The organism is Polaromonas sp. (genome assembly GCF_016185115.1).
In the GTDB taxonomy this organism is placed as follows: domain Bacteria; phylum Pseudomonadota; class Gammaproteobacteria; order Burkholderiales; family Burkholderiaceae_C; genus Polaromonas.
This window is the reverse complement of sequence record NZ_JACPOF010000004.1, coordinates 433806-447508: the sequence shown is the minus strand read 5'-3', so window position 1 is coordinate 447508 and position 13703 is coordinate 433806. Positions and strand designations below refer to the sequence as shown.

The following is a 13703-nucleotide window of genomic DNA, read 5'->3' as shown; positions in this document are numbered from 1 at the left end:
CAAGACCATGAACATCAACAAAAAAATCTATATCTCCGACGTCACGCTGCGCGATGGCAGCCACGCCATCCGACACCAGTACACCACGGCCCAGGCAGCCCAGATCGCGGCCGAGCTGGATGCGGCGGGTGTTGACTCCATCGAAGTCGCGCACGGCGATGGCCTGCAGGGCGGCAGCTTCAATTACGGCTTTGGTGCCCACACCGACCTCGAGTGGATCGAGGCCGTGGCCAGCGTCGTCAAGCGCGCGAAGATCACTACCTTGCTCTTGCCCGGCATCGGGACCGTTCATGACCTCAAAGCCGCGTACAACGCAGGTGCACGCGTGGTGCGCGTGGCCACGCATTGCACCGAAGCGGATGTCTCGCGCCAGCACATCGAATACGCCCGCAACCTGGGCATGGAGGCAGTCGGCTTTCTGATGATGAGCCACATGCAGACGCCCAAGGGTCTGGCGGAACAGGCCAAGCTGATGGAAAGCTATGGTGCGACCTGCTGTTATGTGGTCGACTCCGGCGGCGCACTGAGCATGAACGACGTGCGTGATCGTTTCCGAGCCTTCAAGGAGGTCCTCAAACCTGAGACCGAGACAGGTATGCACGCCCACCACAACCTCAGCCTGGGTGTAGCCAACAGCATCGTTGCCGTGGAAGAGGGCTGCGACCGTGTAGATGCCAGCCTGGCCGGCATGGGTGCAGGCGCAGGCAACGCACCGCTCGAAGTGTTCATCGCTGCGGCAGATCGCCTGGGCTGGAAGCACGGCTGCGACCTCTATCGCCTGATGGATGCGGCTGACGATATTGTTCGCCCCTTGCAGGACCGCCCTGTGCGGGTGGACCGTGAGACGCTGGCGCTGGGCTATGCCGGCGTGTATTCCAGCTTCCTGCGCCACTCTGAAGTCGCCTCAAAAAAATACGGCATACCGACGGTGGACATCCTGGTCGAGCTGGGCAAGAGGCGCATGGTGGGAGGTCAGGAAGACATGATCGTCGATGTCGCACTTGACCTGCTCAAGCAGCGGGATACGCAAGCCACCAGTCAAAAAGCAGCATGAGTATTGTTGCCACGCAAGAGCAGCAGCGCCTTGTCCGGATTGCGGCCAGGGCACTGGCCAAAGCGGGTCTGGTAACAGCATTTGGCCACTGTAGCCAGCGGCTGTCCGATGACGAGTTTCTGGTCTGTGCGCCCCAACCCATGGGCCTGATCAAGGCAGGTGAACCAGGGACGGTTGTGACTATTGATGGCCCGCTGCCTGAGGGTGTGCTGGGTGAGGTGCGCATGCACCAGCAGATCTACCGCCGGCGCAAGGAGATAAAAGCCATTTGCCGTTTCCTGTCACCCCAGGTCATGGCACTTGCGGCCATGGGGCACAGCCCGTCCGCCCGGCACGGCTTTTCATCCTATTTTTATCCAAAGGCTCCGATGTGGATGGACCCGGCACTGGTCCGCAACGACGCTGCAGCCAGTGGTGTGGCAGATGTCATGGGCGATGCCAGCGCTGTGATCGTCGGCGTGAACGGGGCCGTGACTGCGGCAGACACGATGCAGAAAGCCGTTTCGCTGGCATGGCTGCTCGAAGACTCGGCACGTGTGGAGCTTGCCGTGCGCGCTGCAAGAGGAGAAGCCCACGTGACGTTTGCCGATGCAGCTTCCGCTGCAAATCGCGCGACGTGGGACGGCAGGATTGCCGAACGTCTGTGGGCCTACATGACAGCGGGTGACATCGAATTGTCCTGATTGATACCTGGCCTGCCAGCGGCGGGCAGTCACGCAAAAAATGAAAAAACCTGCAGCACCTGTGAAAGGGCGCTGCAGGTTTTTTATTGTGCACACGTGCTTGATAAATGGATCACATTTGCCAAACGCATGGGCATCCCGGGTAAACCCGCGCCACGCCTCTGGCGCTTCAGTGACGGCGACAAACCAATCAAGTCCGTCAATGCCAGACATTCATAAACCTGCCTGTACGGCCTGCAGGCCCAGAAATATTATTCAGCCCGTTCTGCTGTGCTGGCGACTTGAACTATTACAGCTGGCGCTGCAGAAAAAGGTCCGCCATGTCCGGTCCCCGGTGAGGCGCAAGGGGAGCGTTCAACACAATTAACAAGGAGATGAAATGATTTACGTATCAAGCGAAGTAATGGTCAATAACGACCCGGCTTTGCCAAAACTCAGCAAGAACGATGTCTGGAAAGGTCTTCTCATGAAGGCTGAAAATGCGCTGCCTTTTGTGCCCAGCATGTCCAAATGCGAGGTGGTGCAGCGTACGGCGAACGGCCTGGTGCGCGACATTGTTTTCCGTGGTGAAGACGCCCGCGAACGCATCACCTTCTTCCCGAAAGAAAAAGTGGTGTTCGTGCGTGAGTCAGGCAACGCAGACGGATTCATCGTCAATGAAGTGCTGGGTGACGGCGATGACATGCGTTTGCGTTTCAGTTTCGCGTTGCAACTGGTAGACGCTGCGTCGGGCAGCGACAAGGAGCGCGAGTTCCGCGAGAGCATGGAGAAAGACTACCTCAAGGCCGTGGGCGCCACGCTGGAAGCCATTCGCAAGATGACGGCCGCTACGCAGCCCGCCTGATTCAACCAACCACAGAAAGAAACAACATCATGAAACACTGGTTCTCGGATTTGTATGCGAATGTGGATGCCATGCGCCTCGACGCCTTTGTTGCGGGCCTCACACCGGACGTTGAACTAAAGGTGGGCAACAACCCGCCCATGAAAGGCCGTGAGGCTGCCAAAGGTGGCATCGGTTACCTTTTTTCGACCATCAACGGCATCAAGCACAACTTCGTGAATGTCGTTGAAGCCAAGGGCATCACATGCCTCGAAGCGAAAGTCGAATACCTGCGCAAGGATGGCAAGCAGGTCACGATTCCCGTTGTGACGATGCTGGAGCGGCAAGGTGACCTGGTGAGCTCACTGCGTATCTATTTCGACATCGCCCCGGTTTACGCCTGATACACCACAACTGAATCAAGGAGACAAGACATGAGTTTCAACATCACCAACCAGGCCGCCAATGCGGTCAATGCGCCGGGCCGCATCAGCCCGGTGGCTGGCGCACCCACCATCGAAAGCCTTGTTGCCGCAGCGGCTGCCATGGTGCCTGAGCTTCGCGCACTGGGCCAGCAGACGGAGGCCAACCGCCGGCTGTCCGAAGAAATGTGCAACCGCTTCCGTGAGGCCGGTTTTTTCAAGCTGCTGCAACCGGGCCGCTATGGTGGCTACGAATACGGCTTCACCGCCCTGATCGACCTGATCAGCGAACTGGGTCGCGGCTGCTCTTCATCGGCATGGGCCTGCTCGCTCGGCGTCATTCACCAGTGGCTGCTGTCGCTGTTTCCGGCGCAGGCTCAGGAAGATGTCTGGGGCCAGGATCCCAATGCCCTGATGTGCGGTTCCTATGCGCCAGTGATGATGGCTGAGGTTGTGGATGGCGGCTACATGATCCACGGCAAATGGCGCTGGGCGTCGAATGTGGACAACTCCCAATGGGCAGTCCTGGGTGTGCAGTTGCCGCCCGCAGAAAAAGGTGCGCCTCCCACCGGGTGTTTTCTGCTGGTGCCACGCTCGGACTGGACGATAGAGGATGACTGGTTTAACGCGGGGCAGGCCGGGACGGGTTCCAAGGCAGTGCTGATTCAGAAGCCCGTCTTTGTACCGGCCCACCGCAAGCTGACTTTCCCCCAGGCGTCCTCCGGAAAACCACCAGGTGCAGAGGTGAACGCCAACCCGATGTACAGCATTCCCTTCCTGTCTGTCATGCCGATTTGCCTGGTATCGCCACTGCTCGGCAATGCACAGGGCGCGGTTGAGTTGTTTGTAGAGCTTTGCAGCACGCGGGTCACGCGTGGTGGTGCAGGTGGCGGTGGCAATCGCCTGAACCAGTTTGCGCACGTGCAGTCGCGGCTGGCCGAAGCAGCGGCCGACGTGGATGCAGCACGTCTGGTTCTGGATCGTGACACCGCAGAAGTCGAACGCATGGCCGTATCAGGGCAGGGCATCAGTGTGGATAAACGCATCCGCAACCGTCGTGGCCATGCCTACGCTGCCAAACGCTCACACGCGGCATTGCAGGAAATCTTCACGACTGTCGGGGCAACCGGCCTGGCGCTTGACCAGCCCATCCAGCGCATGTGGCGTGACGGTAATGCGATCGCCCAGCACATCACCCTGAACTGGGATGCCGTCAGCACGCTGGTCGGCCAACACATGCTTGGGCTTGAGCCCAAAGGCGCCTACTAAAAAACATACCGCTCAGGGAAGGCGTTACCGCAAGCAGGTCACGCCACATATAAATCGCAAGCCTGTCATGCATGGTTCCGGAGGGTGCCAGTGACAGGTGTTGCCTGGATAAAACCAATGACTTCAAGGAGAGACAATGAACACTTTTAAAACTTCCCGCCTTTTGGCGCTTGTCGCGACCTGCATTTTGGCTGGTACGGTCAGCGCACAGACGTGGCCGACAAAGCCCGTCAAATTCATAGTCCCCTTGCCAGCCGGATCGGCCGTTGACATTGTTGCCCGCATCGTTGGCGAGAAGCTGACACCCGCATGGGGGCAGGGCGTTGTGATCGAGAACCGCGCCGGTGCAGGCGGCATTCCAGCCATGAGCGCATTTGTGCGCTCGCCCGCCGACGGCTACACCTTTGCGCTGGTTGTTGCCACCGTGGCCACACTGACCCCGCACCTGTACAAAAATCCGCAATACAACCTCGATACCGACGTGGTGCCTGTCGCCACCATAGGCACATCCCCGATGATGATTGCGGTGAGCCCTTCGACCGGCGTGAGCAACTTTGCAGACTTCGTCAAACTTGCGAAAAGCCAGCCCGGCAAACTGAACTTCGCCATTCCACTGCCCAACAGCACACCCCACCTGGCTGGTGAAATGGTGAGTGCCGCAGCAGGCATGAAGCTGCATGTGGTGCCCTACAACGGCTCGACAGCAGCAGTCACCTCGGCGCTTGCGGGTGAGAGCCAGGTGCTGGTGGATGGCCTTCCTGCGCTGGTGCCACACATCAAGGCAGGCAAGCTGCGTGCGATTGCAGTCACCTCAAAGCAGAGACTGCCCGGTTACGAACAGGTACCGTCTGTGAGTGAAACCTATCCGGGCGTGCAGGCAATTGGCTGGTTCAACCTGCTGGCCGTAAAGGGCACACCGCAAGCCATCATCGACAAGGTCAATGCAGACATCAACACGGTGTTGAAGATGCCTGATGTGGTGGCGAAGCTGGCTGACCTGGGCGTTTACACCACACCTGGCTCAGTCAAGGATGCTGCTGATTTCATGGCGTCGGAGCGCCAGGCATGGGCCAAAACTGTCAAGGAACTTGGTCTGCAGCCGCAATAAGCCGGGAAAGAGAAGAAGGAGAAAGATGGGGGGACGGGCCGTGAGTGCGGGAGCATTCATGGCCCGTGCCTGTCTGGAGAGCGGAGATTAGCGTGCCCCGGCAAACACCTTGTCAAAAACCTCGTAACAGTTCTTCAGCCAGGTCTTGACCCGCTGCCGCTCCAGCAGGCCCAATGCCTCTTCGCTGTCCCGGTCATTGATGGCTTTCCAGAAGCTGGTATTGTGCTGGTCTATCTTGCGCATGGCGGCATCGTTCAGGCGCGGCAGCTCGATCACCTGGGCGCCCACAGCCTCCGCCTTCTGCAAGGCCAGCGAATTTTGCAGCAGTGAAAAGTTTGATCCGCGGCCATGGTTCTGCACGACCACGTAGTTGGGTCCAGGCCCGTAGGTGTCGACCAGCCTGCCCAGTAGGTCGACAGCATCACGGCCATCGTCCATCACGTGCCAGAGGTTCACGGTAACGCCCATATCGGCAAACACCTCGAAGAGGCTGGCGTCCTTGATCCACTGCGCCAGGGGCGCAGAAGTCTGGGCCGCCAGATCAACAATCGCGCTTTGCTCCGGGTTGTCTTCAAAAGCCGCAACGATGAGGTCAAGGCCCTCGTAGCTGTCCACCACGACGGGTGAGGCGTAGTCCGCATAAAAACGGTTGAAGGAATGGTGCGACCGGTCGGTGTCAAAACCCATGAAGGGCACGCCCTTGTCGATGAAGTACTGCGCCAGCACCCTTGCGGTAACTGACTTGCCCACGCCGCCTTTTTCGCCACCCATGAAATTGATTGAAGCCATGATTTCCCAGTTGTTTGATCGCAAATTGCAGGGTTCGGACTGAGCAGCTTTCATGCCATCCGATCCAGCTGATTACATTGATGTTTCGAGCATTCGCTCGTAATCGGCAACCGACGCCAGCCTCGGGTTGGTTTTGTGACAATGGTCGGCCAGCGCGCCCTCGATGATTTTTCCAAACATCGAAGTCTCCACGCCCATGGCTTTCAGCCCGGAGGGCAGGCCCAGCCTGCCGTTCATGTCGCGAATGGCTTCCTGGATATCGCCTGCTGAAGCCAGACCCATCGCACGGGCCATGCGCGCCAGTCGCTTGTCCCTCTGGACTGATTCGGCACCCGAGTTGAAAGTGACAACGGCCGGCAGAAACATCGCATTGAGCGTGCCGTGATGCAGGCGGGGGTCGACACCGCCCAGGCTGTGACTGAGGGAGTGCACGCAGCCCAGGCCCTTCTGGAAAGCCATGGCGCCCTGCATGGATGCGCTCATGAGGTTGAGCCGGGCCTCCCGGTCGCTGCCATCACGTGTCGCGCGCTCGATATGTGCCCAGCCTCGCTCCAGACCGTCAAGCGCAATGCCGTCTGCGGGCGGGTTGAAGGCCGCGGACATGAAGGTTTCCATGCAGTGCGCGATGGCGTCCATGCCTGTGGCTGCGGTCAGCTTTGCAGGCAGGCCGAATGTGAGCTCGGGGTCGCAGATGGCAGCCTTGGGAACCAGATGCCAGGAGTGAAAGCCCAGTTTGCGGTGGTCGTCAACAATGATGATGGCGCCTCGTGCCACCTCGCTGCCGGTGCCGCTGGTGGTGGGCACAGCAATCAGCGGGGCAGCTCGCTCCGTGATTTTTGCCGAACCGCCTTCGATGGTGGCGTAAGTAGTCAATGAACCCTCGTGTGTCGCTGCAATCGCGACACCCTTGGCGCAGTCAATGGCAGATCCACCGCCAACAGCAATAAGGCCGTCGCAGCCGCTTGATTTGTAAAGTGCAGCCGCAGCCATGACTGCAGCCTCCGTAGGGTTTGAAGGTGTCTGGTCAAACACGGTGACGGGCATGCCCGTCAGTACATCCAGAGCCTTTTGCAGGACGCCGGCGGCCTTGACACCCGCATCGGTCACGACAAGCGGCCGGGTGATGCCGACACGTGCGCATTCCTCCTTCAGCAACTTGATGGCGCCGAAGTCAAACTGGATCTGGGTAACGTAGTAGATGAGGGACATGGTTGTTTGTGGGCTCGCGGGACGTTGTACGATGTGCCGGCTTCAGGTGCTGTGCGATTAAATTGCATCCGGAAGCCTTCCAGAATCCCTTACTTTAATGCCTGAACCCGCAGACTCATGACCCCCCCCTGGACAAGTCCCTCATCCCTGCTCACGCATGCCATGCGCGACGTGATTGTGCGCATGGAGCGGGCCGGCCGCCCATCTTTCGACAAACTTTCGCCCAATCAGGCCCGTGCTGCTTATGAAGCGGGTTCAGGCGTGCTCGAAATTCCAAGGGCTACCCTGCCACGGGTGGAAGATTTTGAAATCACCATGCGGGACAACCATCGTGTGGCGGCGAGACTTTATGCGCCTGAACATGGTGCTTTACCTGTGCTGATGTACTTTCACGGGGGTGGCTTCACTGTCGGCAGCATTGACACGCATGATGCTCTTTGTCGCCAACTGGCTCGCCTCGCGCATTGTGCAGTTGTCTCAGTGGATTACCGCCTCGCGCCCGAACATCAGTTCCCCACGGCTGCAAACGATGCATGGGACAGCCTTCAGTGGCTCGTTGGTCACGGGGCTACCCTGGGCCTTGACACAAGGCACGTCGCCGTAGGCGGGGACAGCGCAGGGGGAACCCTGGCCACCATGTGTGCAATTCTTGCGCGCGATGCGAAGATCAGGCTCTCTTTGCAGCTTCTGTTTTACCCTGGTTGCGCATCACATCAGGATACAGACGCCCACAAGCGGTTCGCCAACGGCTTTGTACTGGGTGAAGCACAGATCACCTGGTTTTTCAGCCAGTATGTGCGCAGCCCGGCAGACCGCGACGACTGGCGTTTTGCGCCGCTCAATGCCGAGGATGTGGACGATGTAGCGCCGGCCTGGATAGGCTTGGCCGAATGCGACCCGCTCGTTGATGAAGGTGTGCTGTACGCGGATAAATTGAGGGCCGCGGGCGTTGTGGTTGACCTTGAAATCTACCGTGGTGTCACCCATGAATTCATCAAGATGGGGCGCGTCATTCCCGAAGCGCGCAAGGCCCATTCGGACGCGGCCCGGGCGCTGATACTGGCATTCAGTCAGGATTTGTCATCATGAAAAGACAGGACTTCCGGTTCTTCCACCCACTTCGCGTCCGCTGGGTGGAGGTGGACATGCAAAAAATCGTCTTCAACGCGCATTACCTGATGTACTTTGACACGGCGATCTCGGACTATTGGCGCGCCCTGGCCCTGCCGTATGAAGAGGCCATGCACAGCCTCGGGGGGGACCTCTACGTCAAGAAGGCTTCTGTCGAATACCACGGGTCGGCCCGTTTTGATGACCGTCTGGACGTCGCGCTGCGCTGTTCGCGCATCGGCAATTCGTCCATCCTCTTTACGGGTGCCATATTTCGTGGCGACGAGCTGCTTGTCACCGCCGAGCTTGTCTATGTCTTTGCTGATCCCGCAACCCAGACCTCAAAACCTGTGCCCGATTCACTGCGTAGCATCCTGACTCAGTTTGAGGATGGGCAGGCAATGACCCAAATAAAACTCGGAGCATGGACAGAACTGGGCGCAGACGCGGCGCCGGTGCGTGTGCAGGTGTTTGTAGAGGAGCAGGGCGTACCGCTGGACATGGAGTGGGATGAGTTCGACACCGAAGCAATACACGCGGTGTGCTTCAACGGCTTCGGTACTGCCCTGGCAACTGGCCGGCTGGTCATGCAGGCGCCGGGCACAGGCCGGATAGGAAGAATGGCCGTGAAACGCGTGTTGCGAGGCTCACAACTGGGGCGTGAGGTACTGCACGCCCTGATGGAGGAGGCCAGACGACTTGGTTGTGGCGGGGTTCTGCTTCATGCCCAATTGTCAGCGCGTGATTTTTACCAACGCGCCGGCTTTGCCACCCGGGGAGAACCTTTTGAGGAGGCCGGAATCCCACACATCGAAATGTTCAAAAGCCTGTAAAAAGCGACAAATCCCTCGCGGATTTGTCGGGACAGGCGGGAAACCCCGCTTCCCAGCGGCGACAATAGGGGGTTGAACCGACCGGGTCGTCTTATTTTCCCGGTGTCAGAAAGCCGATCTACCTTCATGGCCAAGAAAAAACGTATTAACAGTGGCAGGGGCGTCAATGCCGACAACGGCATGAGCAATCCGTCAATTGCCATATCTGTACCGTCCGAAGCGGCCAAGCCCGGCGCTTCAGCCGCAAGCAAGGCAAAAGCCGCGGCAAAAAGCCTGATCTCCGCGGTCATACCTGCAGAAGTCGTGCGCAACGACTGGACCGTCACCATCCTGGCGTTCATGATGTTCCTCACGCCAGCGATTGGCGTGCCCAATGAGGAAATGCTTCAGGACACGCTGAAGTCCATGGTCGCATCTTTCGCAGCAGTTGCCGCTGGGCTGCTGTTTTTCTGGCAACAGCGTAACCGGCGCGAAGGCCTGCGCTGGCACGCTGTGATGTGGTTGCCCCTGGCACTGATGGTCTACGCCCTGGGCAGCATGGTCTGGTCGCATACCTATCTGGGTGGCGTCGAGGCCATACGCTGGTTCATTTTCAGCCTGATTCTCTGGCTTGGCCTCAATACCCTGTCACGGGAACGCATTCCCTACCTGGCAGAAGGAATTCACTGGGGTGCTGTTGTGGCCTCCCTCTGGGCCGTGCTGCAGTTCCTGTTTGATTTCAGCTATTTTCCGCAAGGACCCAACCCGGCATCGACTTTCGTTAACCGTAACTTTTTTGCGGAATTCGTGGTTTGCACCATGCCCTTTACGGTTTACCTGTTGTTCCAGGCCAGGGGAACTGCACGCATCGCGCTGCTGTCGTTCACACTCGGCTTTAACATTGTTGCGCTCATGATGACCGGCACCCGGGGCGCTCTGACGGCCATGTGGCTGTTGTTTGGCGTCGTGATCCCGGTGATTGCAGTGCTGTACCGCAAGCAGTTTGCGTTTCTCAAATGGGATGCAGGCCGGCGCATCCTGGCCAGCGGCATACTCATCACCACCGTGGTCGGGCTTGGCATCATCAACACCGGCAACCCGAAAATCGCCGTCGATTACAGCAATGCGTTTGATCGTGCGTTCCGGCGAACGGCCTCTATCTCGACGGGTGACTATTCACTGAACATCCGCCTGATCATGTGGAAGGCAACAGGCCGCATTATTGAAGCGAAGCCGCTGACCGGCGTAGGAGCCGGCGCATGGGAAGCCATGCTGCCTTTGTACCAGACAGAAGGCTCACAGCTTGAAACCGACTACTACGTGCACAACGAAGTTCTGCAGTTGCTGGCTGAATATGGTCTGACAGGGCTGATTTTTCTGCTGGCCCTTGCCGGATACCTCCTTTATGCGGCCTGGCGCACCCTGCGTAATCGAACGCCCGAGGGCTTCGCCGAAGCGCCCATGCGGGCCATTGCACTGGCAAGCCTGATGGCCTTCCTGATTGTCAGCAACATCGGGTTTCCATGGCGCCTGGCGAGTACGGGTTGTCTTTTCGCCCTGGGACTTGCGCTACTGGCCGCATCAGACGCCCGGCTTCAGATTCGCGGTCCGGTCGCTGCAACCCGGCTTAACTGGCGTCCCGCCTATTCCCAGGTTCTGGCCGTTTTCATGATGGCAGCCATGGCGCTGACCGTGTACATCTCTGTACAGTCGGCGGCTGTAGAGCAAAAGATAGTCCGTGCCGTGAAGATGTCCCTGGGGATCTCGCAATCCGGCGACTTCAACAACCCCAAATGGGATAAAACAAAAAAAGACATCCTGACCCTCACGAAGGATGCGGTCGCGATCAACACCCATTACCGCAAGATAACCCCCATGGTGGCAGACGAGTTTGCGAAGTGGGGGGACTGGAAGAACGCAGTCTGGATCTGGGAATCAGTGGCCATCTCGCGTCCTTATGTGGTGGCGATCATGTCCAACATTGCGCGAGGCTATGCCCAGATGGGCAACAACGAAAAGGCACTTGAGTTCCTGGCGCGCTGTGAAAAGCTGCAGCCCAAGGCTACTTCAGTACGCTCCCTCAAGGTGATTCTGATGAGTCGTAGCGGCAAGGAAGCCGAAGCCGCGATTCTTGCCAAGCAGTATCTGGATGAAGGCACTTATGACTTTGACCTGATCAACGCGGCTTACGTGCTGAGCGTGCGCAAGGGTGACTTCGATACGGCGATCAGGAGTCTGGAAATACGCAACAAGCATTGGGGCAACCTGAAAAACGATGCTTTCCTCAAAATGGGGGTGATCTATGCCGCCCGCAAGGAGGACGCCAAGGCCCTCGCTGCATTCAAGGCGGCTGTTGAAGAAACGCCGGACCCCAACAAGGATGCGATGCGCAAGCAGATCCCGCCTGCCTACCTGGCCAGGTTTTAGGTCATAAGCCGTAAGGGCGGGTCAGCCTGCCCAGGACAAGGTCTGGCTTGTGATCGATACACTGATCTTTGCCTGGTCATGCAAATTCGGCTCATAGCCTGGGGGGAACGTCTTTTCCTGAATTTTCAGGCTCATGCCTTCTTTCCCCTTACTTGTCCCGGCATCGCGTTCTGCGATCAGCAAAGTGCTGCACCGCGTGCCATAAGCGCGCTCAGGCGCATAGACAAAAGCACTGGACAGGGCTTTTTCCCAAGCCACAGGAACACCGGTGCCTGGCAGTGACCCGGGGACGGCCTGCTGCCGGCTGGCGAGTGCCTGCCACAATTGGTTCTCGAGCCGGGCCGAGGACTCTTCGGATTCCGCATCACCCAGCGCATTGTCCAATGCGGCTTTCAAGGCAAGTGTTTTGGGCCAGGGCGTATCGAGTGCTGCGTTGGACAGGCCGTAGATGCCGTCAGTCAGGTGACGGTAAACCCATGATGCGCGGGAAGAGCCATTGTGGTTGTTGTCTTGAGGGCGGTTACCAAGCCATGTCCAGGCCTTTTCCCGCCAGTCGCAAACCACGAGGTTAAAACCGCCGTATTCTGCAGGGTCAACAGCGCCCATAAAGTCCATCGCAGTCTGTCCGCCGTCCAGCCAGCGCGTGACCAGTTCGCCCCGGGATCTGGGGGCGGGATGTCTTGCCAGCGGATGTTCACGCACATTGGTCAGGAATGCGGCCCTGCCTTCCGGGGTTGCCCCCATCCAGGCACCCCCTGCATGCATATCCCTGCCTGAAATGATGGCCTGGCCTGATGGACTCTCCCATCGCTGCAGGGGCAGGGTAGGGCGTTCAAAGGATTCGTCGCGATTGGAAGCTATGACCAGCGGCCAGCGCGCCGAGGCATTGATGGCAAAGGCAACAAGGCACATCGTGAGGCCAATGGTTCTAAAACGAATCGGCTGCGCCGGTCAGATATCTTCCAAGAGTGGATATGGTAGCGGCTCAAGCAACAGGGGGGGGCCACCCGGTTTTCCCAAGGTCAGCGTTCCGTCCGCTGAGTCTGCTGCAGCGGAAACCTGAATGGAAATTATCAGATCAAAGCCGCCAGCGGGATTTGCTGCAATGGCAGCGACCAAACCGCAGGGCTGGTCTGCATCGCTGGCGTGAAAAACTTCGTCTGCCACGGCGCCAGCCACAGTGCTGTGCGCCAGATAAGCGCGGCGTTTAAGGGTTCCGCGGAACTGGCTGCGGGCGACGATTTCCTGCCCGGGATAGCAACCCTTCTTGAAGCTGACTCCCCCTGTCGATTCATAGTTCAGCATCTGGGGGACAAACGCCTCGAAGATCGGCTGCGTAATCATGGCAATGCCGGACTTGACTTCAAGCCATGCCCAAACGCTTTCCGGCAATATTTTTCCTTCCGGTTCCACGGTTCCGGACGGCGCGCACCACAAGGCACGCGCCACACCAGCGCCAGGATACAAAAACACAATATTGGCGCCCTCATGATCCTGCCTGGACCAGGGCTGCGATGTACCCTTGACGAGGAAAGACAGGGCATCCCCTGCCAGTCCTGAAAGTACAAAATCAGCGCTGGCATCACTCAGCTTTGCCTTGGCACGCAGTACAAACATGGAAAGGCGCTTCAGCGTCTGGGCCAGGATGTCCTTGCTGCAGACCATCAGGACATCCTCTTCGCTGCGTTTGAACACCACAAAACTTGCCTGCATGCGCCCCCTTGCATTGCAGAAAGCCGCCAGTCTGGCTTCGCGCAGCCCCATCAGTGCAACATCCTGTGTCAACTGACCCTGCAGGAATTTGACAGCGTCTTCGCCCGTCACACGGATCACGCCAAGAAGAGCCCCGAGCGGCACAACGCCGGACAGCTCTGGCGGCGAAGGCAACGTTGACTGAGTTGAAACGCCTGCAGGCTGAGACGCAGATATCGGTGTGTTCATGCACTGAATTATCATTGGCCGGCGTCCTGTCTGTGCAGGAAGAAAAGTAGCCGGAA

At 58.6% G+C, this 13703-nt stretch carries 14 protein-coding genes; 10 read left to right on the top strand and 4 right to left on the bottom strand.

Features of this window, described 5'->3' with window-relative positions; genetic code table 11:
* Positions 1-7: 7 nt before the first annotated feature.
* From dmpG to HYX42_RS02835, 7 genes are all read left to right on the top strand, one after another.
* Entirely contained in the window at positions 8-1054 is a 1047-nt protein-coding gene (gene dmpG / locus HYX42_RS02865) for a 4-hydroxy-2-oxovalerate aldolase (protein ID WP_293399306.1), read from the top strand.
* Entirely contained in the window at positions 1051-1737 is a 687-nt protein-coding gene (locus tag HYX42_RS02860) for a class II aldolase/adducin family protein (RefSeq protein WP_293399303.1), read from the top strand. Before dmpG ends, HYX42_RS02860 begins: the two co-directional genes overlap by 4 nt.
* 96 nt (positions 1738-1833) lie before the next feature.
* Positions 1834-1956, top strand: a complete 123-nt coding sequence (locus tag HYX42_RS02855; RefSeq protein WP_293399300.1) for a hypothetical protein — start codon at positions 1834-1836, stop codon at positions 1954-1956.
* Positions 1957-2116: 160 nt separating this feature from the next.
* Positions 2117-2581 carry an SRPBCC family protein gene (locus HYX42_RS02850; RefSeq protein ID WP_293399297.1) on the top strand — a complete coding sequence of 155 codons (465 nt, stop codon included), beginning with the start codon at positions 2117-2119 and terminating at the stop codon, positions 2579-2581.
* 29 nt (positions 2582-2610) lie between these two features.
* Positions 2611-2964: a nuclear transport factor 2 family protein gene (locus HYX42_RS02845; RefSeq protein WP_293399294.1), complete on the top strand. Its 354-nt coding sequence runs from the start codon at positions 2611-2613 to the stop codon at positions 2962-2964.
* A 30-nt stretch (positions 2965-2994) separates the two neighbouring features.
* Positions 2995-4251 (top strand): acyl-CoA dehydrogenase family protein, encoded by a 1257-nt coding sequence (locus HYX42_RS02840; protein ID WP_293399291.1) that lies wholly within the window; start codon positions 2995-2997, stop codon positions 4249-4251.
* A gap of 136 nt (positions 4252-4387) precedes the next feature.
* Positions 4388-5359, top strand: a complete 972-nt coding sequence (locus tag HYX42_RS02835) for a tripartite tricarboxylate transporter substrate binding protein (protein ID WP_293399288.1) — start codon at positions 4388-4390, stop codon at positions 5357-5359.
* 87 nt (positions 5360-5446) lie between these two features.
* On the opposite strand, the gene HYX42_RS02830 is transcribed toward HYX42_RS02835, so the two are convergent.
* A complete protein-coding gene (locus tag HYX42_RS02830) occupies positions 5447-6148 on the bottom strand; it encodes a mobilization protein (protein WP_293399286.1) in 702 nt (233 codons plus the stop codon).
* A gap of 72 nt (positions 6149-6220) precedes the next feature.
* On the bottom strand, positions 6221-7357 hold the full coding sequence (locus HYX42_RS02825; protein ID WP_293399284.1) for an iron-containing alcohol dehydrogenase: 1137 nt from the start codon (positions 7355-7357) through the stop codon (positions 6221-6223).
* A 117-nt stretch (positions 7358-7474) separates the two neighbouring features.
* Between HYX42_RS02825 and HYX42_RS02820 the strand changes: the two genes are divergently transcribed.
* From HYX42_RS02820 to HYX42_RS02810, 3 genes are all read left to right on the top strand, one after another.
* Positions 7475-8446, top strand: coding sequence for an alpha/beta hydrolase (locus tag HYX42_RS02820; protein WP_293399282.1), 972 nt, complete (start codon positions 7475-7477; stop codon positions 8444-8446).
* Positions 8443-9300: a YbgC/FadM family acyl-CoA thioesterase gene (locus HYX42_RS02815; protein ID WP_293399280.1), complete on the top strand. Its 858-nt coding sequence runs from the start codon at positions 8443-8445 to the stop codon at positions 9298-9300. Before HYX42_RS02820 ends, HYX42_RS02815 begins: the two co-directional genes overlap by 4 nt.
* Positions 9301-9426: 126 nt before the next feature.
* Positions 9427-11706: an O-antigen ligase family protein gene (locus HYX42_RS02810; protein WP_293399277.1), complete on the top strand. Its 2280-nt coding sequence runs from the start codon at positions 9427-9429 to the stop codon at positions 11704-11706.
* 21 nt (positions 11707-11727) lie between these two features.
* Here HYX42_RS02810 and HYX42_RS02805 read toward each other — a convergent pair whose 3' ends face one another.
* Together HYX42_RS02805 and HYX42_RS02800 are read right to left on the bottom strand one after the other, a co-directional pair.
* Positions 11728-12618 (bottom strand): NRDE family protein, encoded by an 891-nt coding sequence (locus tag HYX42_RS02805; protein ID WP_293399274.1) that lies wholly within the window; start codon positions 12616-12618, stop codon positions 11728-11730.
* Positions 12619-12657: 39 nt separating this feature from the next.
* Complete coding sequence (locus HYX42_RS02800; protein ID WP_293399272.1) at positions 12658-13647, bottom strand: folate-binding protein; 990 nt, start codon at positions 13645-13647, stop codon at positions 12658-12660.
* Positions 13648-13703 lie beyond the last annotated feature (56 nt).

Bases quoted from the DNA above. Each gene is read 5' to 3' on its own strand.
- HYX42_RS02835 (WP_293399288.1), top strand. From the start codon at position 4,388: ATGAACACTTTTAAAACTTCCCGCCTTTTGGCGCTTGTCGCGACCTGC.
- HYX42_RS02830 (WP_293399286.1), bottom strand. From the start codon at position 6,148: ATGGCTTCAATCAATTTCATGGGTGGCGAAAAAGGCGGCGTGGGCAAG.
- HYX42_RS02805 (WP_293399274.1), bottom strand. From the start codon at position 12,618: ATGTGCCTTGTTGCCTTTGCCATCAATGCCTCGGCGCGCTGGCCGCTG.
- HYX42_RS02810 (WP_293399277.1), top strand. From the start codon at position 9,427: ATGGCCAAGAAAAAACGTATTAACAGTGGCAGGGGCGTCAATGCCGAC.
- HYX42_RS02800 (WP_293399272.1), bottom strand. From the start codon at position 13,647: ATGAACACACCGATATCTGCGTCTCAGCCTGCAGGCGTTTCAACTCAG.
- HYX42_RS02825 (WP_293399284.1), bottom strand. From the start codon at position 7,357: ATGTCCCTCATCTACTACGTTACCCAGATCCAGTTTGACTTCGGCGCC.
- HYX42_RS02840 (WP_293399291.1), top strand. From the start codon at position 2,995: ATGAGTTTCAACATCACCAACCAGGCCGCCAATGCGGTCAATGCGCCG.
- HYX42_RS02815 (WP_293399280.1), top strand. From the start codon at position 8,443: ATGAAAAGACAGGACTTCCGGTTCTTCCACCCACTTCGCGTCCGCTGG.
- HYX42_RS02820 (WP_293399282.1), top strand. From the start codon at position 7,475: ATGACCCCCCCCTGGACAAGTCCCTCATCCCTGCTCACGCATGCCATG.
- HYX42_RS02850 (WP_293399297.1), top strand. From the start codon at position 2,117: ATGATTTACGTATCAAGCGAAGTAATGGTCAATAACGACCCGGCTTTG.
- HYX42_RS02860 (WP_293399303.1), top strand. From the start codon at position 1,051: ATGAGTATTGTTGCCACGCAAGAGCAGCAGCGCCTTGTCCGGATTGCG.
- dmpG (WP_293399306.1), top strand. From the start codon at position 8: ATGAACATCAACAAAAAAATCTATATCTCCGACGTCACGCTGCGCGAT.
- HYX42_RS02845 (WP_293399294.1), top strand. From the start codon at position 2,611: ATGAAACACTGGTTCTCGGATTTGTATGCGAATGTGGATGCCATGCGC.